The organism is Vibrio sp. TMPB1044 (genome assembly GCF_030442075.1).
GTDB classification, from domain to species: domain Bacteria; phylum Pseudomonadota; class Gammaproteobacteria; order Enterobacterales; family Vibrionaceae; genus Vibrio; species Vibrio satsumensis.
Map to the genome: position 1 here is coordinate 19,021 of NZ_JAUJED010000004.1, position 20,503 is coordinate 39,523.

The window sequence follows — 20,503 nt, forward strand, 5'->3', positions numbered from 1 at the left end:
AAGTCAGCTTCAAGCTTATAGTTATTTGTTAAGCAATATTTATACCCAACTGGTAACGAATAGATGAAAAAAATAATTTCTTACTTATTTTCAATAAGTTCACTGATAACAATAAGCTTCAGTGCTCATGCCTCCTGGTATGAAGTTACCGGTACTGCAACCATAGTGTCGTCAGAAGAGACGGCAAGAATCCATGCACTAGAAGACGCAGTATACAAGGCTATTCAGTTCTCAGGAGCCGACATCGGAAGCATTGCCAACCTCACGCCGTATCTAGATGGGAAGAAAAAGGAATATCAATTTACCAACCACGAAGTGCGCTACATCTTGGTAGAAAAAGAGAAAAAGCGTAGTGGCAATATAATGATCACTGCAAGGATCGATATCTATCCTTCGGCAAATGCTTGCCATGAGAGCCAATATAAAAAGACATTTTTGGTCGGCAACATTGATGTGACCTCCCCACAACAAGCGGTAATGGGCAGAATTTATAATATTGGCGATGATTTTGGCCATGTCGTGGATCGACAGCTAGCACAAGAGTCTCGCAGCTTTGTTTCCGTTGGCACGACCAATTACGACATCGACAAACGTCGACCTGAGGTGATCAAAATGATCGCCCAAGACACTGGCGCGCAGTACATCATTGGTGGCGATATTACCGATTTAACCGCGACCATCGAGTCCAAACTTTTGAAAGACGACATCATCAATCGTCAGTTTGCTTTAGAGATGCAAGTCTTCGATGGCAAAACAGGACATCAGGTTTACAACCGTAGCTATCGTGAAGTGGCAAAGTGGCCATTTGCTAAGACTAGTGAAGTCGACACCCGCAGTGCCCGTTTCTGGGCATCAACCTACGGCAGTATGATGCTGCGTGTTAGCCGCAATATTATGTTGGACTTGGAATCGGAAGTGTCATGTAAGATCACGCTTCCAGAGGTTGCAGCGGTATTTGGTAACACGGTGACCATTGATTTAGGTCGAATGCACGGTGTACAACAGGGTGACAAACTACAGCTATGGCACACAGGTTCGTTTATCGACCAACGAGGCTTGCCGCGCAATAAAGTGTCGCAAAGCGACATCACGCTGACGGTTTCTCGTGTTTACGAGAACGAAGCAGAACTTACGATCGACCAACCAAGCCTTGCAGGAAGCATTCAAATTGGTGATGTAATGCAAAAAATCATGTAGTTAGCGACACTCTCGTCTCATAGTTTCTAATAAAGCCTTAGCAAAAGTACTAAGGCTTTATTTTTTTCATGGGGATTTGTTTCGGTTTCGCGGTATTTGTCGTAATCTTATTAATAATATAATCATCACTTAGCAAGCTATGAGTCAGAATAATCTAATTGGTGCTACCGGTTACCGCTTTATCTCGAAAGGCAAAACCGCTTTTAAAATCCACATTCATACTCCCGAAGATAAGGTGCTACACCGTTCGGTCGGCTTTGTTCGTATGGGTGAAGACAAGGCACTAAAGAAAACCATCAAATTAAGAGACGAACTGGGTAGACAGCTTTGGGGCAAATTTTGGCCTAAGGTTCTCAGAGAGCCCTATCTTATGACGCGTCTGCCTCACAGTTTAGAGCCTAAGATTGTATTTAAGCCTAACCCAACTCAGAGTGATCCTGAGCACCGCGACGAGTGCTACATAGCTAAGTGGCGCGTCTTCTCTGAGAATGGTGACTACAAGTACAAAACCAAGGTATGTTCAATCAGAAAGCACGGCCGACTTGCCGCTTATAGCCAAACCAAACGTGCACTGCTTGATGCTCACAAAGACGTAATTGAACTACTTATATTTATGGGACGATTGAACAGCATCGACCTGAAGTAGGCTTAAATCCGATTAAGTTGACCACCCATATTTTTCAGATACAAAAACAGCCGCACATTGCGGCTGTTTTTAGTTTATGACGAACCATCGTGACAATTTAGAGTATTGCTACATACAAAGTCGATTACCTAGTTTCGGCATATCTCAGCCAGTGTCGCCAATCGACGCTTTGACTCTTTCACATAAGGGTTGGTTTGATCCCATGCGTAGCCAGCCAAAATTGAGCACACCATCTGCTTAATCTTCGGGTTTGGATTTTGATAAAAAATCACATCCTGCAGCGTACCAGAGTACCACCCCTCAACATATGTTCTAAAGGTGTTTACGCCAACCATCAACGGATCGGCATAATCGCGCTCCCAATCGACCTCTTCGCCGTTAAGCTGTTTTTCCACACACTCAACCGCAAACTGAGCCGACTTCATCGCAATCGTCACGCCCGATGAGAATACAGGATCAAGGAACTCACCCGCATTACCAAGCAATGCGTATTTGTCTGTCGCAAGGTGCTTCACGTTAGCTGAATAACCACCGATTTCACCCGCAGGGTTAGGGTATTCTGCATTAACCAGAGTCTCAGCTAAACCCGGCTCTTCCATTGCCAGTTGTTTAAGAGCAGCAATCTTGTCTTGTGGGTATGATTCAAAGAACTTCGGCTCTCCTACGACACCAAACGAAGAGACACCATTGCTAAACGGGATCAACCAATACCAAACGTCAGGGTTGGTTGGGTGCACCGAGATCAGGATTTTGTTGCGGTCATACTCAAGGTCTGTCTCCGTCGCTGAAATATGATCGTTGATGTGCGTAAAAATAGCTTTGCGTGGGGGAAGCGATGATGGCTCTTCCAAATCAAGCATCTTCGGTAACACGCGACCAAAGCCACTGCCATCCAGCACATATTGAGCTTCTAGCTGATAGCGTTCTCCATCAAGCACTTGTACGTCTAAAATGGTACTGTCTTCAGTGAAGTTAATGCCCGTCAACTCATGTTGATAATCAATGGCAACACCTTGCGCCTCGGCAGTGTCTGCTAACACCTTATCAAAGGCACCGCGCTGAACCTGAAAGGTGGTTCCTGGCCCGGCAGAGAACTTATCCTCAAAATTGAACGCGGTGTACACACCATTCTTACGAAAGGCTGCGCCATCTTTGTATTGGAAGTTGGCGTTGATTACTGCATCAGTCATCCCTGCCTGTTCAATCACTTCCATACAAGCGGGTAATAGGCTTTCACCAATAGAAAAGCGCGGGAAAAGGCTCTTTTCAATCACTCGAACATCGATGCCTTTTTTATGAAGCAAAGACGCGGCAATAGACCCAGATGGCCCAGCTCCGATGATCACTACTTGAGTTGACAGTTTTTTCATTAATTTAAGCCATGTTTGTTATTTTTATTGCGCGCCAGCTTTCAATTCAAGCAGTGTATGACCAAGACCGATATCGTCGGTACGGGCCACCACTTCAAAGCCAGCTTCTTCAACGATCTCTAAGAAATCTTCACTGCGGTAAAAACGACTGTTGCCGTTGGCCAAACAAGTGAAGTAAAGAGAAGTCGCGTTTAAGCTATAAGAAGCCGCATCGTATTTCTGTGCATCCCAAAACAGTTCAAGGATATAGACTGTTGCCTCTTCTGACATATGAGAGCGAACACGCTTTAATATGCTCAGAATCTCCATTGGCGAGAAGCAATCAAGGAACTGGCTCATCCACCACACATCTGCACCCGTCGGCAACGCTTGTTGTTTGTCGAGCATGTTGGCTGGGAATGGCGTCACTCGGTCTTGATGGCCATGTTGTGTCGCGTTTGTCATTGCCATTTCTAGTTGCTGTGGCAAGTCGACAATCGTTATCTCAACATCTGAGTCGTGGTTGCAGCACTGCATTGCCCACTTACCCGTGTTACCGCCAATATCCACTAGTGATTTAGGTTTCTTGCTAAAGACTTTCTCAAGCAAAACAGGGAACGAACGATCGGAATAGAAGTGATCAAACTTGAACCAGCTCTCTTTTGCTTTTTCTGGCAATTGAGACAAACCTTGGTAAATGGTTTCCCAGTCACCCAACTCTTTCAAGCCGGCAGGTGTACCTTCTTCAATCGCTTCCGTTAAATGCATCATCGCGGCGTAGCAAACATCAGCAGTGAAATCCATGTTCGCGTTGGTCATGCCATCGTGCAGAAGGTAAAAGCCAAGGTTGGCCATTTTATAGTTAGGTTTTTCCCAAGTAACAATATGGGCACTTAACGCCATATCGAGCAGAACTTTCACGCCGTACTCGGATACACCGGTTATTTCAGAGAGCGTCTCTGCTGGCAAACCATCGTTATCTGCATCATCTAAGGCTTTTAAAATACCTAAATCACGAAGTGTACGAGCAGTATGAAAAACAATAGGAGCGAAAGACAGCTTTTGCGCTTCTGTTTTTGCTTCTAATGCATTGAATGGATCTAATTTATATTCCGACACGAAAAACCTAACTTTTAAATAATAGAGGGTTACTCAGCTGCCATTTGTGCAAGCTTACGTTTAATATCAACGTTTAAGTTATTAACCCAACGATTGTAATTACGGTGTATTTCACCATCGTCGTACTTCAAATTCTCTGACTCAACGTAAAGAATAGAGTAAAACTTATCACTATAAGGAATTTCAACCACAGCATGGTGCGAACGAACATACAATTCAGCGCGGATCAAACCAGGCTTTATTTCTGAAACCAACCAGCCTCGGTTCTCAGCAGACTCATAAATAGCTGATTTCACCTGTTTACTTTGAAGATTCAGTGCAACTGGAGTATCCTCAACATTCATTACAGGTTGGACACGTCCACATCCAGCAAGAACGAATATGAATAACATTGAAACGGCTATTTTTAGTAATTTCATTTAAATTCCTTATCTGTGTTTGTTTATAAGCACGCATAGTATTTAGTTAGAGCCAAAGCAAATCAATACTCTATGTCAAATCAATCCCAATTAATGTCGTTTAATATTGAGAAATGGTCTGCAAATTCGGCCGGTCTCAATTCCGTTGCAGAATGGCAAACGTGGAGCACTAATTTAGACTGGCCTCAAGATGGCTCAACTGAATTTAAAGCCATCCCTCCAATGATGCGCCGCCGAATGAGTATGCAAAGCAAATTGGCCGTCCAAACCGCATTAACCCTTTTGAAAGACACCTCTATTGATTATCTAGTGTTTGCCAGCCGACATGGTGAGCTACACCGAACCGCGACTTTAATTCAATCAATATTAGAAGGTGACGACGCCTCTCCAATGGCTTTTTCTCAGTCAGTACACAATACAGCTGCGGGGTTAACAACAATTGCCGCAAAAGCACCTATTCCACTGACCTCAATTGCCGCAGGACAAGACACTTTCCATAACGCACTGATTGAAGCCTATCTTTACCTTCACCAGCACCCGTCACACCGTGTATTGGTGGTTGATTTCGACCAACCTCTGCCTGAACTCTACCAAGAGTACGAAACACAGAACTTTGCTGATTATGCGCTGGGCATAGTGCTTACTGCTGGTTGTGAGTACTCTATATCTAGAGTAACAGATGCCAAAATGTTGAACGCTGAGGACTCACTTGCTGACTTACCACAAGCTCTGAAAGCACTGCATAATATTCTTCAGAAGACACCAAACTGGACTATTGCGGGCAAGCAGCAACAATGGTCGTGGGTAAACAACGTAAGATCTGAGGCACTATAATGAGTAAAGTCGACCAATATTGGCGAGTATTTGCGACAGGGCTCTGCTTTACCATCTTTGGTCTCGGAGGCTTAATATTAAGCTTCTTAATCTTACCGACTATCGCTTTAACGACTCCCAATACTATTAAAAGAGAGCTTAAAGCACAGCGATTAATCCGTTTCTCATTCAACGCCTTTTGCCAGATCATGAAATTTACCGGGGCAATTGATTACCGAATTGATGGTGCGGATCTATTACGTGAAGATCGTAACTGCATCATCGTCGCCAATCACCCTAGCTTGATTGACTATGTATTGATCGCCTCTCAACTTCCTCAATGTGATTGCCTCGTTAAGGCCGCTATTTGGGAAAACCCTTTTATGAAAAGGATTGTCAAAGCAGCAGGTTATATACCCAACCAAGCCCCTGACGATCTTTTAGATCGCTGTGAAGAGCGCTTCTCACGCGGTAATGTCTTGCTTGTTTTTCCCGAAGGAACTCGCACAACGCCAGGAATTGAACCATCCTTACAGCGTGGGGCGGCACAAATCGCGACTCGAACACAAACCGATTTACGCGTGATCCATATTACTGTTTCTCCGACATTCTTAACGAAAGAGAAAAAATGGTATCAAGTTCCTGCGACGAAGCCCTTTTTTCATGTCGCGGTGAAAGGTAAAATAGAAGTCGAACCATTTATTGAAGGCTCAAATAATTTAACTTCGGCAGCAAGGCGCCTTAATCATCATCTTGCACAAACAATTTTCCCTTCCGAAGAAAACATTTAGCGTATCAATAACATAACAGGCGATATCGGCATTTCGAAAATACCTCATATAATGTAGAATCGCCCCCTTAAAGCAGCATTCAAATAAAGCATTAAGTAGGCCAAAGTGGAAACATTACACAACGAACTGAAACAACTAATCATCGACGCATTGAACCTTGAAGATATGAGTATTGATGAGATTGAAACGGAAGCTCCACTATTTGGTGATGGACTTGGACTAGATTCTATCGATGCCCTTGAGCTTGGCCTTGCTATCAAGAAAAAGTACAATATTGTTATTGATGCCGACGATTCAAATACTCGACAGCACTTTGCGTCAGTTGAAAATCTAGCGAACTACATCTCTTCTCAAACGAACAACTAGACAAATCTTTATGACACAAGCGAACCAACAAGAAGTATACAACCAAGTTAAAGATGCGCTTATTGAGCTGTTCGAGCTTGATGCGGAAGATATTACTCCTGAAGCACACCTTTATCTCGATCTAGACCTAGACAGCATTGATGCGGTTGATTTGGTCGTTCACCTACAGAACGTAACAGGTAAGAAGATCAAACCTGAAGAGTTCAAAGCAGTACGCACCGTGAATGACGTTGTCGAATCTGTGGTTGAACTATTGAAGGACGCCTAATGCGCCCTCTGCTGACTTTACTGTCGGCAATCATACTTTTTACTTATCCAATAGCGGTTTACTTTGGGCTCAACAAGTTTGGCTTACAAACCGTTGGAATTGCCTTGGCCGCTATCTTTGCTGTCCGCATTTTCACCGGCGGTCAGGCTAAAATCAAAGAGCTAAAACACTTAGCTTGGATCAGTGGAAGTGCCGGTATTGTTCTGCTGGCATTAGGATTAACCTTCAAGCAGCATGGCTGGCTAACCTATTACCCCGTGATCGTTAACGTTTGTATGCTGGTGGTATTCGCTTCGAGCCTTTGGCAACCACAAACGATTATCGAGCGTCTTGCTCGCCTTCAAGAGCCTGAACTTCCACAAAGTGGCGTTGATTACACACGAAAAGTCACCAAAGCTTGGTGTTTGTTCTTTGTTATCAATGGCTCTATTGCTCTTTACACCTGCTTCCAACCGCTAGAAGTATGGACCCTATACAATGGCTTACTCAGCTATTTATTCGCAGGGTTACTCTTTGCAGGAGAGTGGGTAGTAAGACAGCGCATTCGTCAGAGTTAAATTGTTATGACCCAAACCGTATCTTACACCTCGTTGTCTGAGCTTCTCAGCCAGGACAGAGCCCCTGAATCTATTGTTTGCTTTGACGACAACAGCGAGATTACGTGGCAAACATTTAACGACAACTTATCTCAACTCGTACAACTTTTGTCTTTATCCCCTTTTCAACGAGTCGCGATTTGTACCCAAGACAGCTACCTATTTTCGGTGGCCTTTTTAGCGTGCGCAGTCAGTCACAAACACATCATCTTGCCAGGTAACTATCAACCTTGTGCGCTTGCCGAGCTGAGTGAACATTTTGACTGTCTGTTAGTTGATGACTCAATTGGCGAAGTTGAAGTGAGTGACGTTCGCAATCTCCAAACCTTATTGGATTCAGACGCCGAAGCGCAAAAACCTCTAACTGATAATCTTCCAGACATTGATTTGGCAGCAATCCAATTGACCCTGTTTACTTCAGGTTCAAGCGGCACGCCGAAGGCAATCAATAAAACACTAGAACATCTAGATATAGAAACTGCTCAGCTAGATAAGAACTGGGGCGAATTACTCAAGGGTAATCGAGTTCACAGCACGGTTTCACATCAACATATCTATGGTTTGCTGTTTCGAATCTTTTGGCCGCTCTGTTCTGGCGTTCCATTTGCGAAAAACAATCTTGAGTACCCTGAACAGATTCTATCTCACGCCAATAAAAACTGTGTGCTGATCAGCAGCCCTGCTCTACTCAAACGATTAAAGCATGAGACCAATACCGCGCAGCTTGCTGGTGTGTTCTCTTCAGGTGGACCGTTACCCACTGAATCGGCTCATCAATCACAAAATCTGCTGGGTCATTTACCTATCGAGGTTTTTGGCAGCACAGAAACTGGTGGCATCGCATTTCGCCAGCAAGAAAGCGCTCAAACACCTTGGCAACTTTTTGACTGTATTGAGGCAAATCTCAACAGTGAGAATTGCATTAAGTTATTGTCGCCCTACATCGATAACAATAACTGGTATCAAACCGCCGATGAGTGCGAAATGGTCTCGGAGAATCAATTTATATTGAAAGGCCGAACCGACCGAGTGATCAAGATAGAAGAAAAACGAGTATCACTGGTTGAAGTCGAAAAGCGACTTGAACAACTACCTTGGATAAGTGAATGCGTGGTGATTCCATTTGAAGAGCCGGAGCGCTTAATCTTGGCGTCGGTTTTGGTATTATCAGATGAAGGCCAAGCCACTCTATCAACTATGAGTAAAGGTAAATTCTGGCTGATGCTGCGCACAGAGCTAAGAAAGTGGTTAGAGCCAATCGCTATCCCAAGAAAGTACCGTGTTGTCGATGAGATTCCCCTCAACAGCCAAGGTAAGCGATTAACATCTCACATAGAACAGCTAATAAAATCATAGAAACCGCTGATCGTATTTTACACTGAGATTATCTTTTTATATTTTTGTCAAAGAACCAATATTTGCCCAAGGATTCTAAGCACGCCCTATGGATAATAGAAAACCAACCGTCATTGCGGTAGACACTGTAGAAAATGAATCGACCCTGACACTTAATGTTAGCGGAGATATCACCGATTTTAAGGGACACTTCAAGAGCTTCCCAATTCTACCGGGCGTCACGCAAATTGATTGGGCACTTCATTACGCTGTCCAAGAGCTAAACGTCCCTGGTTTCTTTAAAGGCATGGAAGTCATCAAGTTCCAAGAGCCTATCCTGCCTGACGCTACAATTCAGCTATCACTCAAATGGGATGCTGACAAAAATAAGCTGAGCTTCAGTTACACCTCAAACAGCGGTGAACAGACCCACTCTTCAGGCAAAATGAAGCTGGGAGAGAAAAGTGAATAGCACTCCCGTCGAGGCTACTTCTCAGCACCAAACAAAAGAAAGCAGCTATAATGCTTGCTTCCTTATCCCGTGCTTTAACCATGGCGTAACCATGCCTGAAGTGGTGTCGTCACTCCATCATTTTGAGTTGCCGATCATCATCGTTGACGATGGCAGTGAGCTCGCGACCAAACAGTTTCTGACTCCTCTAGCGGAAAACTCACGCGTGACTTTGGTGACGCTTGAACAGAATCAAGGCAAAGGCGGCGCAGTAAAGGCTGGCATCAAGCGAGCGCAAGAGCTCGGCTTTAGTCATGCCATCCAGATTGATGCTGATGGGCAACACGACCTAGAAGCACTACCCGCATTAATCCAAACTTCGCAAGACAAACCTCAGCGCTTGATATCAGGTCAGCCTATCTACGATGACAGCGTGCCCAAGGCAAGGCTCTATGGGCGCTACGCGACACACATTTGGGTATGGATAGAAACCCTTTCTTTATCAATTAAAGACAGCATGTGTGGCTTTAGAGCGTATCCCATCCACCAAACTCAAACAGTGTTGAATAAGTACGATGTTGGTTCGAGAATGGACTTCGATATCGAGGTTTTGGTTCGCCTGTATTGGGAAGGTTGTGACATCGACTTCGTTGAAACTCGGGTTATCTATCCTGAAAACGGCATCTCTCATTTCGATGCGTTGTGGGATAACGTCAAAATCAGTTGGATGCACACGCGACTGTTCTTCGGCATGCTGCCAAGAGCACCCAAGCTGATTGCTCGCCATTTCAAATCAACGTCTGCTGAAGATGGTCAAAAACAAGATTCATCGACTGGATCAAACAACAACGAGTCAGAACAACCCCATTGGTCTCGCACTCAAGAACGCGGCACCGTAATCGGCATCAAACTGCTGTTGGCGGTTTATACCCTATTAGGTCGTGGTGTATTTAACCTGATTTTGCGTGGTGTGATGCGTTACTACCACTTAACAGGCAAACGCGCGCGAAACGCTTCTGAGCAATACTTGTTCCAGCTAAAGGCATACGCAGAGCAACAGAATATCGAGTTACCCGCTGAATTAAACAGTTATAACCATCTGCTCTCGTTTGGTCATACTATGTTAGACAAGCTGGCGGCATGGAAAGGAGACTTTTCGGTCGATAACCTGACCATTCATGGTCAAGAGCAATTTGAGAGCATGGTGGAAAATAAGCAAGGTGTGCTGATTTTAGGTTCTCACCTAGGCAACATCGAATTGTGTCGCGCTTTAGGCCGCCGACACTCGAACATTAAAATCAACGCTCTGGTTTTCACTGAGCACGCTGAGCGTTTTAATTCAGTAATGAAAGCAGTTAACCCGCAGTCTGATTTAAACCTGATTCAAGTGACATCGATGGGACCAGATACGGCTATCTTATTACAACAGAAGTTGGAGCAAGGAGAATGGATCGTAATTGTTGGCGATCGAACCTCCACCAGCAAAGAGAGCCGCTCGGTATGGGCAGAGTTCTTAGGTAAGGAAGCACCCTTCCCTCAAGGTCCATTTATGTTAGCCTCTGTGCTAAAAGCACCCGTATTTTTACTGTTTGGCCTACGTGATGACTCACGAACTAAGCCGCACTTTAATGTCTATTTCGAGCATTTTAGCGACAAAATAGAATTACCTAGAAAGACTCGCGAACAATCTTTACAGCAAGTCGTGCAGAAATACGCAAACCGACTTCAGCACTACACACTGCAAGCACCGCTTCAGTGGTACAACTTTTTTAATTTTTGGACACTGAGCAAGCACCATGACGAAAAAGAATCCAAATAGCATCACTTTTGGTGCCGAATGCCTCACGATTGAGGATGTTGTCGCTATTTCACAGGGCGCAAAAGCCTCGATGAACTCAAGTAACGAGTTCACATCTAAGATTGACCGAGGTGTCGCTTTCTTAGAACGCCTGTTGAAAGAAGAAGGCGTGATTTATGGCGTGACAACGGGTTACGGAGATTCATGTACCGTAGCAATTCCACCAAACCTTGTTGATGAATTGCCATTGCATCTAACGCGCTTCCACGGTTGTGGCTTAGGTGAAATACTGTCTCATGAGCAAGCTCGTGCAGTATTAGCAACGCGTCTTTGTTCGTTGTCGCAAGGTGTCTCCGGTGTGACTCACGATCTGCTCAATCAAATCGTTACCCTGATCAACCAAGATATTTCACCGCGTATTCCGCAAGAAGGTTCTGTTGGTGCTAGTGGCGACTTGACGCCTCTCTCTTACTTAGCTGCAGCCCTGATCGGCGAGCGCGATGTTATCTACAAGGGTGAAGTTCGCCCAACCAGTGATGTCTACAAAGAGCTAGGCATTAGCCCTATCAAACTCAAGCCAAAAGAAGGCTTAGCATTGATGAATGGTACATCAGTGATGACTGCACTGGCTTGTATCGCCTACAAACGCGCAGAATACCTAGCTCAGCTATCAACTAAGATCACCGCAATGGTATCTGTCGGCATGCATGGCAACGACTTCCACTTCGATGAAGCGCTATTTGCTGTTAAACCACATCCAGGCCAGCAACAAGTTGCGACATGGCTACGTGATGACCTGCAAGCCGACCGTCCACCACGTAACAGTGACCGCCTACAAGATCGTTACTCTCTGCGTTGTGCTCCGCATGTGATTGGTGTGGTTCAAGACTCTCTACCTTGGCTACGCCAAATGATCGAGAACGAACTAAACAGTGCTAACGACAACCCGATTATCGACGGTGACAACGAGCGCGTATTGCACGGTGGACACTTCTACGGTGGTCATATCGCAATGGCAATGGATACCCTAAAAACAGCGGTAGCCAACCTTGCAGACCTACTTGATCGCCAAATGGCGCAGTTGATGGATTACAAGTTCAACAACGGCTTACCATTTAACCTAACAGGTGCTGAAGGCGAACGTAAACCAATCAACCACGGTTTCAAAGCGGTACAGATTGGCGTTTCAGCTTGGACAGCAGAAGCATTGAAACACACCATGCCAGCAAGCGTGTTCTCTCGTTCAACCGAGTGTCACAACCAAGACAAAGTCAGCATGGGCACCATTGCGGCTCGTGACTGCTTACGCGTTCTTGAACTGACTGAACAAGTAGCGGCAGCGTCACTTCTGGCGGGTACACAAGCGCTTGAGCTTCGTAAACGCCACAATGAGCTTGATGAGCACCACATGAGTGAGAACCTAAAGCATATTCGCGACGAAGTGCTTAAAGAGTTTGAATTTATCGTTGAAGACCGACCACTTGAAGGCGATCTACGCCACTTCATTGCTCGTATTCAAAGTCAGCACTGGTCACTTTACTCATAGAGTAGCTAACCCTTTACGCAATATGTTGAGAGCGATTTATGTCTGAAATCCTTCATCCATTACAATCTGAGGTGACTCTGATTACCTCATTCCAAGATGCCGACCCGATGGGCGTGATCTATCACGGTAATTACTTCCGATTTTTTGAAGAAGTAAGGCGCATCATGATGGATAAGATTGAGTACAACTACCATGAGATGAAGGACTCAGGCTACATGTGGCCGATCATCGACACGCGTGTAAAGTACATTAAGGCGATACCGTTCAATCATCAGATCAAGGTATCGGCTAAGTTGACTGAATGGGAAAACCGCCTGCGTGTTGACTACGAGATTCATGATGCTAACACGGGCGCTCGCATGACACGCGCCCACACTATGCAGGTTGCAGTGACCATCGAAGAACAAGAGATGTGCTTCGCTTCACCGAAAGTGTTTACCGACAAAGTCGAGCACTGGCACCAATTCGGTTGCTTACCTCTAGCTGCTGAACATCAATCTCAAGCCTCTAATCCACAGCAGGTGAAACATGAGTCTGTTTAAAAGCAGTCGCAAACACATCAGTATCGCGCTACTGGGGCTTGCTTCTATGATGGCGAGTAGCTTTGCAGGTGCTAGTGAAAGCACGGTTGCCGTCGGTTCAGTTTCAGAGCTGCAAGCCGTATTGAGCGCCAATAGCATTGTCCGTGGTAAGTTTACTCAAACACGTAACATGGAAATGTTCGCCCAACCTCTGACGTCACAAGGCACGTTTTTATTAGATAAGTCGAGTGGTTTGCTGTGGACGCAAGCAACCCCCTTTCCTGTGAGCCTAGTACTAACCGATAATAAGCTGAGCCAAAGGTTTGCAGATCAACCCGCTAAGATTATTACTGACAAAGAAAACCCAATGGCGTTTTATTTTAGCCATATCTTCTTGTCGGTATTCCATGGTGATACGCAAAAACTTCAAGAACAGTTCGCACTCGATTTTGAGCCCGAAACCACTACAAACACTGATGAAAGTGCAAACGCAAGTTCACAAGACACACGATGGACACTCACACTAAAGCCGAAAAGTGCTCCGATGAACGCGGTGTTTGAAGCCATTACGCTGCAAGGTAAAAATGATATTGAACGTATTGAGTTGAGAGAGATTCGTGGAGACAGCACGGTGATCGAATTTAGCCAATTAAGCCATCTACCGGAAGTATTATCAGATGCTGAAGCGCAACAATTCCAACTCTAGTCTGGCCTTTGTTTGGCTTGTTATCGTAGTGCTATTTAGCGGATTGTTAATAAAACAATTCGCTTTTTCTTCGTCGGTACCGATTGAAAGCAACATTCTAAAGTTACTACCAGAAAACCAGCAAGACCCAATGGTAGAGCAAGCCTTTCAGCAGATATCCAGCTCGATGAGCGAGCAAGTAGTGTTTATCATCAGCGCCCCCGACATCGAAAAAGCCATGACAGCGACTGACGCTTTTGAAAAAAAACTCAATCAAAGAACCTTCTCAAGCCAGCCAACTCTGTTTAAGCAAGTTCAAGGGAAAATCAACGCCAGCACTCAAAGCCAGTGGAGCGATTTCTATTTTCGTCACCGAGCTCAACTTCTGACCCAGCAACAAAAAGAGACGCTGACACACTCGCCGGATTCGCGAGCTCAATACGTCATTCAGTCTCTGTACAATCCGTTCTCAGGCGTGACTGCAGCCGAACTGTCGATGGATCCATTTCTACTATTTCGCGACTACATCAGTGCTGTTGGCGTTCAATCAAGTAACTTTGTTCTGAAAGAGGGATACCTCACCGCTCAATCTAATGAGCAAACTCATATTTTGGTGACGGCTACACTGGCTGGCTCGCCTTATAGCTTGGCGATTCAAGAGCAACTTCCCGATCTTGATTCAATTGAGCGCGAAGTCGAAAAACAATTTGACATCAAAGTGCAGCATACCGGTGTGGTGTTCTACGCCAATTACGGTACCGAAAGCGCGAAATCAGAAATCAGTACTATTGGTTTGGGCTCATTAGCCGGTGTTATTTTATTGGTGTGGTTGACGTTTCGTAGTGCCATACCACTTGCCTTATCCTTACTTTCAATCAGTACCGGCTTATTGGTCGCGCTGGCAAGCACCGTCGCTATCTTCGGCAAAGTTCACCTATTTAGTTTGGTGTTCGGTGCCAGCTTGATTGGCGTATCCATCGACTACTCTTTCCATTACCTAACCGATCGTTTGGCGGCTGGTAATCAATGGCAAAGCGACAAAGGGTTGAAACATATTCTCGTTGCGATCACCTTGGGTCTGATCACCAGCTTGATTGGCTACCTAGGTCTGTTGGTGGCGCCTTTCCCAGGCTTACAGCAACTTGCTCTTTTTTCGTCGATTGGACTTATCGCAGCTTACGCCAGTGTGGTGTGTTGGTATCCGGTTTTAGCGGCAAAACCAAGCCAAGAGCGCCCACTTCCCCTGTCGAAGCTTTGGCATGCTTGGTTAAGTATCTGGAACAACCAAAAATTTAGAATTGGCTTACCATTAACGGTAACTGTCGTTAGCTTGATATCACTCAGTCAAGTTCGTTACGACGACGATATCCGCCAACTTCAGGCGATGCCAGAGCAACTAAAACAGCAAGAGCAAGCCATCACTGAGATATCAGGGCTAGGCAATGGTCAAAATATGCTCCTGGTGACCGCAAAGAGTGATCAAAAGCTACTCAAAAAACTGGCAGAAGTTACCACGAGCTTAGATTCCCTAGTCGATCGACAAGGTATCTCCGGATATCGTAGCATCAATCAGCACTTGTTAAGCAAGCAAGAACAACATGATAACTACCAATTGGTTGAACAACTCTATAACCAACAAAGCCATATCTTACAAAACACTTTAGGTTGGCCTAGCTTTCCAGAATTACCGAAGTTCGAAGCAATTACGGTATCTGGATTTTTGGGGTCTCCAGTCTCAGAGCCTGTTCGACCACTTTGGTTAAACCCAATCGACGGCCAAGCAGCATCGGTCATTTTGATCAAAGACGTCACAAACTCAGAGCTGTTCTCTCAATGGCTCGATTCAAGCTTTGCTCAGCAACAAGGTGTTAAATACCTCAATAAAGCCGATGAAATATCTGCTCTCTTTACGGAATACAGAGTCAAGATCACAGAGTTATTATTGATAGCGTTGGCGGCTATTGGGATGGTTTTAGGCTGGCGTTATGGTGTGAAGCAAAGCCTAGTAATGCTGTTGCCTTCATTAATTGCAGGCGTAGCAGGTTTAGCGGTCACTGGCATTTTAGGTTCAACGTTGAACCTGTTTAATCTACTAGGCTTGATTCTGATTTTAGGGATTGGCATCGACTACACCTTATTCTTTGCCGAACAGAAAAAATCGCTCAGTACCTTGCTCGCTATTAGCTTATCCGGCCTCACGACGCTGCTTTCGTTTGGCTTACTGTCGCTGAGTCAGACTCACGCCATTCATAGCTTCGGGGTGACGGTTCTGACAGGGATTTTTGTCGCTTGGCTACTTTCTCCACTCGCGATCAACAGTGGCAAAAGCGTAGAACGACCAACCTCTCGAGAGGCTTTTAGATGATCAAGACATTAAAGGTAACCTTCGTCACGCTAGTCGGTATTCTGCTCAGTGCCTGCTCGATGGTTTCTCAGCAACCTACAGGCGCGAGTGTGTCTATCAACAATGACACCGAGCTAGCACTACCATTACCAGCTGAACTGGGATACTCCCTCACGGCCAGTCAGCTAATCAGCGCAACATGGCAAAACGATACGCAGCAACTTCCTGTTCAAGTCGAAGTGACAGCGGATAAAGTGGTTTTGGCGGGTTTTTCTTCTTGGGGTACTCGCATCTTATCACTGCAATACCAAAATCAAGTGATTGATACGCAGGTTTTGTCTGGGCTTGGCGCAACTTTGCCACAGCCCGAACAGGTGCTATTCAATTTAATGTTGACCCTATGGCCAGCTGAAGCCTGGGCTCAGCCTTTACAAAGCATAGATTGGCACCTAGTCGATACCGACAAAACAAGAACCGTTTTTGACGACAACCAACAAGCCATCATTCGTATTGAATATCAAGTAAAAGTCGGCGAACCAAAGATCTCTAGAGAGATTGTTTTCAAGCATCTGATCCAAGGCTACACCATTACTATACAAACGTTGAATTCAACGATTGTCGATAACCCAAGTAAGAGCTAAACACTATGCCTATTTATATCCAAGACTGTGGTTTCCACTCAGCGCTAGGCTCAAGTATTACTGACATTCATGCCTGCCTAAAAGACGAACGTGAACCAAACATGGTTGAAGTGAGCGATATGCTGAACGACGGCAAACACACTGTCGTTGGAAAAATCGCAGGTGAGCTACCAGAGGTTCCATCCACCCTCGTGAAGTATGCCACTCGCAACAATCAGCTGGCGTTATCAGCTCTCAACCAAATCAAAGATTCTATTGAACTTACCAAGGCACAGTTTGGCGCAGACCGTATTGCTGTTGTTATAGGCACCAGCACCTCTGGTATCTCCGATGGTGAAGCGGCCTTCAAACAAAAACTGACAAACGGTGAGTTTCCAGAAGATTACCATTACTCAAAACAAGAGCTTGGTGACACTTCTGAGTTCATTAGCCAATACTGCGCGTTAACGGGGCCAAACTATGTCATCTCTACGGCTTGCTCATCCAGCGGTCGCGTGTTTCTGACCGCCCAGCGCTTGTTAGATTCAGGCATGGCTGATGCCGTATTAGTAGGTGGTGTGGATACCTTGTGTAAGCTGACACTCAATGGTTTCCATGGTCTTGAAGCCCTTTCAACCAAACATTGTAAGCCATTTAGCGAATCTCGAGATGGCATCAATATTGGTGAAGCAGCAGCATTTATGTTGCTCAGTAAAACCAAGATCAAGCGTGTTCATTCTACTCAAAACACACCTCAAATTGCCCTATTAGGCTGTGGTGACAGCTCCGACGCACACCATATTTCAGCGCCCCACCCAGAAGGAAATGGCGCGGAACAAGCGATGAGAAAAGCGTTAGATTCTGCTCAATTACAAGCAGAAGAGATCGGTTATATCAATGCCCATGGCACCGCAACGCCACTCAATGATTCAATGGAAAGCAAAGCCATTCATCGTATTTTTGCAAACAAGGTTCCCGTTAGCTCAACCAAGCCGCTCACAGGGCATACTCTTGGAGCCGCAAGTGCGATAGAGGCTGCAATTGCATGGCATATTTTGAAATACGACTTACCGCTTCCCTTACAAAAATGTCAGGATAAAGCTGAAGATATTGAGATTGATTTGGTAAACTGTTCCCAGAAACTTAAAGTAAAGAATATCTTAAGCAACTCGTTTGCTTTTGGTGGTAACAACATTAGCCTGATTTTTGGTGTAGTAAATGACTGATATCCCTTCTGTAGACCAACTTCTTCCTCACGATGATCCGATGATATTAATCGATCGTGCTATCAGCGTAGAGGCGTTGTCGATCCACTGTCAGGTCGATATTGGTGACCATAATCTGTTCTTTAATGCCGAATCTCAAACGGTCCCAGCTTATGTTGGCATCGAGTTTATGGCGCAGTCTGTAGCGGCGTGGTCTGGATACCATGCAATCAAAAACGGCACCACTCCCCCTATCGGCTTCCTGCTCGGTTCTCGTCGCTACAAATCACTGTGTGATGAGTTTACTCAAGGTCAGACCCTTGACGTCTATGCCGAACAGCTTATGGAAGACAGTGGCATGGCCGTGTTTACTGCCAGAGTGGAAGACCAAGGCGAGTTGGTGGCTCAATGCCAGCTCAACGTCTACGTGCCGACCGAACAAAAATTACAAGAAATGAAAACTAGGAGCCCATCATGACCCGTCAGGTTTTAGTCACCGGTGCCAGCAAAGGCATTGGTAAAGCGATCGCTATTCAACTCGCGAAAGACGGATTTGAAATCGCCGTTCATTACATGGGTGACAAGCAAGGCGCTGAAGAGACATTGCAGTCGATCACCGAACTGGGTGGTGCTGGGCGTCTTATCCAATTTGATATCAGCAACCGCAGCGAATGTCGCAAAACGCTTGAGTCTGATATTGCTGAACATGGCGCTTACTATGGTGTGGTAAACAACGCAGGCATTACTCGCGACACTGCATTCCCTGCTATGACAGAAGAAGAGTGGGATGGCGTGATCCATACCAACCTAGACAGCTTCTACAACGTACTTCACCCTTGTGTAATGCCTATGGTCCAAAAGCGCAAAGGCGGCCGTATCGTCACTCTAGCGTCTGTATCAGGCATCATGGGTAACCGCGGACAAACTAACTATGCTGCAGCGAAAGCTGGTGTGATTGGGGCAACTAAGTCCCTTGCTCTAGAGCTCGCAAAACGCAAAATCACAGTAAACTGTGTCGCTCCAGGCTTAATCGATACCGGTATGGTTGACGAGCACGTGAAAGATCATGCACTTCCTCAAGTACCACTGCGCCGAATGGGTGAGCCAGAAGAAGTAGCAGGACTAGTGAGTTACCTAATGTCTGATATTGCAGGCTACGTTACTCGCCAAGTGATTTCAGTCAATGGAGGCTTAGTATGACCCGCCGCGTTGTTGTAACTGGTATGTCAGGTGTTACTGCCTTTGGTAACGACTGGCAACAAATCGAGCCAAAGCTGAAAGCGTGTGAAAATGCGACTCAATATATGCCAAGTTTTGAGCAATATGATGGACTCAATACTAAGCTTGCCGCACCAATTGATGACTTTCAACTGCCAAAACACTATAAGCGTAAGCAAGTGCGTGGCATGGGTCGTGTATCGCGCCTAGCCACCGTTGCGACAGAAAATGCTTTAGGACAAGCTGGCTTAATTGGTCACGATGTATTAACCAATGGCGAAACCGGAATCGCTTACGGTTCTTCAACCGGCAGTACCGACGCCGTTGGTGCGTTTGGCGTGATGCTGAACGAGAAATCGACACGAGCGATCACGGCGACAACCTACGTACAAATGATGCCACACACTGCTGCGGTAAACGTAGGTCTGTTCTTTGGACTGCGCGGCCGCGTGATTCCCACCAGCAGTGCATGCACTTCAGGAAGCCAAGCTATTGGTTACGCCTATGAAGCAATTAAGCACGGCTACCAAACCGTGATGGTTGCCGGTGGTGGTGAAGAACTATGTCCAACTGAGTCTGCCGTTTTCGATACCCTTTTTGCTACCAGTTTAAAAAACGACACGCCCAAAAAATCCCCTAGCCCATACGACAGCGAGCGCGATGGCTTGGTTATCGGTGAAGGTGCCGGTACGCTTATTCTCGAAGAGTACGAACATGCAATCGCTCGTGGTGCAAAAATCTACGCTGAGATCATCGGTTTTGCCAGCAACTGCGATGCAGCTCATGTGACCCAACCTCAGATGGAAACCATGCAAATCTGTATGGAGAAAGCACTAAGAGATGCACAGCTTCCTGCTGAGAAAATTGGCTATGTTTCTGCGCACGGAACGGCGACTGAAAAAGGTGATATTGCAGAGAGTAATGCGACGGCGAATATTTTCGGAGAAGTGCCAATCAGTTCATTGAAAAGCTACTTCGGCCATACGCTTGGCGCATGTGGTGCAATTGAAGCTTGGTTAAGCTTGGAGATGATGCATTCCGGCTGGTTCAGCCCAACCTTAAACCTTGAGAACATCGACGAACGCTGCGGCAAACTCGATTACATTACAGGTTCTGGTCGCGAATTGGATATTGAATATCTGATGAGCAATAACTTTGCCTTTGGTGGCATTAACACATCTATTATCTTCAAAAAGATTTAAGTTTATTTATTAGA

22 protein-coding genes are annotated in these 20,503 nt (G+C 45.5%); 19 read left to right on the plus strand and 3 right to left on the minus strand.

Annotated features, from left to right (window positions below):
- Nucleotides 1-63 precede the first annotated feature (63 nt).
- Together QQ041_RS01770 and QQ041_RS01775 are read left to right on the plus strand one after the other, a co-directional pair.
- Nucleotides 64-1,197: a flagellar assembly protein FlgT gene (locus QQ041_RS01770; protein WP_146492327.1), complete on the plus strand. Its 1,134-nt coding sequence runs from the start codon at nucleotides 64-66 to the stop codon at nucleotides 1,195-1,197.
- A 139-nt stretch (nucleotides 1,198-1,336) separates the two neighbouring features.
- Nucleotides 1,337-1,843: a hypothetical protein gene (locus tag QQ041_RS01775; RefSeq protein ID WP_061019773.1), complete on the plus strand. Its 507-nt coding sequence runs from the start codon at nucleotides 1,337-1,339 to the stop codon at nucleotides 1,841-1,843.
- Nucleotides 1,844-1,971: 128 nt separating this feature from the next.
- Here the strand turns inward: QQ041_RS01775 and QQ041_RS01780 are convergent, their stop codons facing one another.
- Genes QQ041_RS01780 through QQ041_RS01790 form a run of 3 tightly spaced genes read right to left on the minus strand, consistent with a single transcriptional unit; the run spans nucleotide 1,972 to nucleotide 4,730 of the window.
- The gene (locus QQ041_RS01780; protein WP_285952979.1) at nucleotides 1,972-3,213 is read right to left on the minus strand and encodes an NAD(P)/FAD-dependent oxidoreductase; all 1,242 of its coding nucleotides are present in this window, start codon (nucleotides 3,211-3,213) and stop codon (nucleotides 1,972-1,974) included.
- A 24-nt stretch (nucleotides 3,214-3,237) separates the two neighbouring features.
- Nucleotides 3,238-4,311, minus strand: a complete 1,074-nt coding sequence (locus QQ041_RS01785; RefSeq protein WP_285952980.1) for a methyltransferase — start codon at nucleotides 4,309-4,311, stop codon at nucleotides 3,238-3,240.
- A 29-nt stretch (nucleotides 4,312-4,340) separates the two neighbouring features.
- Nucleotides 4,341-4,730 (minus strand): hypothetical protein, encoded by a 390-nt coding sequence (locus QQ041_RS01790; RefSeq protein WP_019824137.1) that lies wholly within the window; start codon nucleotides 4,728-4,730, stop codon nucleotides 4,341-4,343.
- 72 nt (nucleotides 4,731-4,802) lie between these two features.
- On the opposite strand from QQ041_RS01790, the gene QQ041_RS01795 reads away from it, so the two are divergent.
- The 17 genes from QQ041_RS01795 to QQ041_RS01875 all read left to right on the plus strand — a co-directional run bounded on the left by QQ041_RS01795 (nucleotide 4,803) and on the right by QQ041_RS01875 (nucleotide 20,489).
- Complete coding sequence (locus QQ041_RS01795) at nucleotides 4,803-5,564, plus strand: beta-ketoacyl synthase chain length factor (protein WP_285952981.1); 762 nt, start codon at nucleotides 4,803-4,805, stop codon at nucleotides 5,562-5,564.
- Nucleotides 5,564-6,334, plus strand: a complete 771-nt coding sequence (locus QQ041_RS01800; protein WP_146492331.1) for a 1-acyl-sn-glycerol-3-phosphate acyltransferase — start codon at nucleotides 5,564-5,566, stop codon at nucleotides 6,332-6,334. Before QQ041_RS01795 ends, QQ041_RS01800 begins: the two co-directional genes overlap by 1 nt.
- A 105-nt stretch (nucleotides 6,335-6,439) precedes the next feature.
- Nucleotides 6,440-6,700 carry a phosphopantetheine-binding protein gene (locus QQ041_RS01805; RefSeq protein ID WP_004736154.1) on the plus strand — a complete coding sequence of 87 codons (261 nt, stop codon included), beginning with the start codon at nucleotides 6,440-6,442 and terminating at the stop codon, nucleotides 6,698-6,700.
- 10 nt (nucleotides 6,701-6,710) lie between these two features.
- Complete coding sequence (locus QQ041_RS01810; RefSeq protein WP_004739745.1) at nucleotides 6,711-6,968, plus strand: acyl carrier protein; 258 nt, start codon at nucleotides 6,711-6,713, stop codon at nucleotides 6,966-6,968.
- The gene (locus QQ041_RS01815; RefSeq protein ID WP_146492332.1) at nucleotides 6,968-7,525 is read left to right on the plus strand and encodes a septation protein IspZ; all 558 of its coding nucleotides are present in this window, start codon (nucleotides 6,968-6,970) and stop codon (nucleotides 7,523-7,525) included. The genes QQ041_RS01810 and QQ041_RS01815 overlap by 1 nt, the downstream gene beginning before the upstream one ends.
- Nucleotides 7,526-7,531: 6 nt before the next feature.
- Entirely contained in the window at nucleotides 7,532-8,920 is a 1,389-nt protein-coding gene (locus QQ041_RS01820; protein ID WP_285952982.1) for an AMP-binding protein, read from the plus strand.
- An 88-nt stretch (nucleotides 8,921-9,008) separates the two neighbouring features.
- Nucleotides 9,009-9,371, plus strand: coding sequence for a 3-hydroxyacyl-ACP dehydratase (locus QQ041_RS01825; RefSeq protein WP_146492334.1), 363 nt, complete (start codon nucleotides 9,009-9,011; stop codon nucleotides 9,369-9,371).
- Entirely contained in the window at nucleotides 9,364-11,169 is a 1,806-nt protein-coding gene (locus QQ041_RS01830) for a glycosyltransferase (RefSeq protein ID WP_285952983.1), read from the plus strand. The genes QQ041_RS01825 and QQ041_RS01830 overlap by 8 nt, the downstream gene beginning before the upstream one ends.
- The gene (gene hutH, locus QQ041_RS01835) at nucleotides 11,147-12,694 is read left to right on the plus strand and encodes a histidine ammonia-lyase (protein WP_285952984.1); all 1,548 of its coding nucleotides are present in this window, start codon (nucleotides 11,147-11,149) and stop codon (nucleotides 12,692-12,694) included. The genes QQ041_RS01830 and hutH overlap by 23 nt, the downstream gene beginning before the upstream one ends.
- 38 nt (nucleotides 12,695-12,732) lie before the next feature.
- Nucleotides 12,733-13,236, plus strand: coding sequence for a thioesterase family protein (locus QQ041_RS01840; protein ID WP_285952985.1), 504 nt, complete (start codon nucleotides 12,733-12,735; stop codon nucleotides 13,234-13,236).
- On the plus strand, nucleotides 13,223-13,921 hold the full coding sequence (locus QQ041_RS01845; protein ID WP_285952986.1) for an outer membrane lipoprotein carrier protein LolA: 699 nt from the start codon (nucleotides 13,223-13,225) through the stop codon (nucleotides 13,919-13,921). Before QQ041_RS01840 ends, QQ041_RS01845 begins: the two co-directional genes overlap by 14 nt.
- Nucleotides 13,893-16,265, plus strand: coding sequence for an MMPL family transporter (locus QQ041_RS01850; RefSeq protein ID WP_285952987.1), 2,373 nt, complete (start codon nucleotides 13,893-13,895; stop codon nucleotides 16,263-16,265). The genes QQ041_RS01845 and QQ041_RS01850 overlap by 29 nt, the downstream gene beginning before the upstream one ends.
- A complete protein-coding gene (locus QQ041_RS01855; protein WP_285952988.1) occupies nucleotides 16,262-16,885 on the plus strand; it encodes a DUF3261 domain-containing protein in 624 nt (207 codons plus the stop codon). The genes QQ041_RS01850 and QQ041_RS01855 overlap by 4 nt, the downstream gene beginning before the upstream one ends.
- A 5-nt stretch (nucleotides 16,886-16,890) precedes the next feature.
- Nucleotides 16,891-18,090: a beta-ketoacyl-[acyl-carrier-protein] synthase family protein gene (locus tag QQ041_RS01860; RefSeq protein WP_285952989.1), complete on the plus strand. Its 1,200-nt coding sequence runs from the start codon at nucleotides 16,891-16,893 to the stop codon at nucleotides 18,088-18,090.
- Nucleotides 18,083-18,547 carry a hotdog family protein gene (locus QQ041_RS01865; RefSeq protein WP_146492341.1) on the plus strand — a complete coding sequence of 155 codons (465 nt, stop codon included), beginning with the start codon at nucleotides 18,083-18,085 and terminating at the stop codon, nucleotides 18,545-18,547. The genes QQ041_RS01860 and QQ041_RS01865 overlap by 8 nt, the downstream gene beginning before the upstream one ends.
- Nucleotides 18,544-19,269 carry a 3-ketoacyl-ACP reductase FabG2 gene (locus tag QQ041_RS01870; RefSeq protein WP_048659793.1) on the plus strand — a complete coding sequence of 242 codons (726 nt, stop codon included), beginning with the start codon at nucleotides 18,544-18,546 and terminating at the stop codon, nucleotides 19,267-19,269. Before QQ041_RS01865 ends, QQ041_RS01870 begins: the two co-directional genes overlap by 4 nt.
- A complete protein-coding gene (locus QQ041_RS01875; RefSeq protein ID WP_048661920.1) occupies nucleotides 19,266-20,489 on the plus strand; it encodes a beta-ketoacyl-ACP synthase in 1,224 nt (407 codons plus the stop codon). Before QQ041_RS01870 ends, QQ041_RS01875 begins: the two co-directional genes overlap by 4 nt.
- Nucleotides 20,490-20,503 lie beyond the last annotated feature (14 nt).

Coding starts and splice junctions, on each gene's coding strand:
- QQ041_RS01795 (WP_285952981.1), top strand. CDS start 4,803: ATGTCAAATCAATCCCAATTAATGTCGTTTAATATTGAGAAATGGTCT.
- QQ041_RS01870 (WP_048659793.1), top strand. CDS start 18,544: ATGACCCGTCAGGTTTTAGTCACCGGTGCCAGCAAAGGCATTGGTAAA.
- QQ041_RS01800 (WP_146492331.1), top strand. CDS start 5,564: ATGAGTAAAGTCGACCAATATTGGCGAGTATTTGCGACAGGGCTCTGC.
- QQ041_RS01865 (WP_146492341.1), top strand. CDS start 18,083: ATGACTGATATCCCTTCTGTAGACCAACTTCTTCCTCACGATGATCCG.
- QQ041_RS01850 (WP_285952987.1), top strand. CDS start 13,893: ATGCTGAAGCGCAACAATTCCAACTCTAGTCTGGCCTTTGTTTGGCTT.
- QQ041_RS01810 (WP_004739745.1), top strand. CDS start 6,711: ATGACACAAGCGAACCAACAAGAAGTATACAACCAAGTTAAAGATGCG.
- hutH (WP_285952984.1), top strand. CDS start 11,147: ATGACGAAAAAGAATCCAAATAGCATCACTTTTGGTGCCGAATGCCTC.
- QQ041_RS01790 (WP_019824137.1), bottom strand. CDS start 4,730: ATGAAATTACTAAAAATAGCCGTTTCAATGTTATTCATATTCGTTCTT.
- QQ041_RS01820 (WP_285952982.1), top strand. CDS start 7,532: ATGACCCAAACCGTATCTTACACCTCGTTGTCTGAGCTTCTCAGCCAG.
- QQ041_RS01845 (WP_285952986.1), top strand. CDS start 13,223: ATGAGTCTGTTTAAAAGCAGTCGCAAACACATCAGTATCGCGCTACTG.
- QQ041_RS01775 (WP_061019773.1), top strand. CDS start 1,337: ATGAGTCAGAATAATCTAATTGGTGCTACCGGTTACCGCTTTATCTCG.
- QQ041_RS01825 (WP_146492334.1), top strand. CDS start 9,009: ATGGATAATAGAAAACCAACCGTCATTGCGGTAGACACTGTAGAAAAT.
- QQ041_RS01875 (WP_048661920.1), top strand. CDS start 19,266: ATGACCCGCCGCGTTGTTGTAACTGGTATGTCAGGTGTTACTGCCTTT.
- QQ041_RS01840 (WP_285952985.1), top strand. CDS start 12,733: ATGTCTGAAATCCTTCATCCATTACAATCTGAGGTGACTCTGATTACC.
- QQ041_RS01815 (WP_146492332.1), top strand. CDS start 6,968: ATGCGCCCTCTGCTGACTTTACTGTCGGCAATCATACTTTTTACTTAT.
- QQ041_RS01770 (WP_146492327.1), top strand. CDS start 64: ATGAAAAAAATAATTTCTTACTTATTTTCAATAAGTTCACTGATAACA.
- QQ041_RS01855 (WP_285952988.1), top strand. CDS start 16,262: ATGATCAAGACATTAAAGGTAACCTTCGTCACGCTAGTCGGTATTCTG.
- QQ041_RS01860 (WP_285952989.1), top strand. CDS start 16,891: ATGCCTATTTATATCCAAGACTGTGGTTTCCACTCAGCGCTAGGCTCA.
- QQ041_RS01780 (WP_285952979.1), bottom strand. CDS start 3,213: ATGAAAAAACTGTCAACTCAAGTAGTGATCATCGGAGCTGGGCCATCT.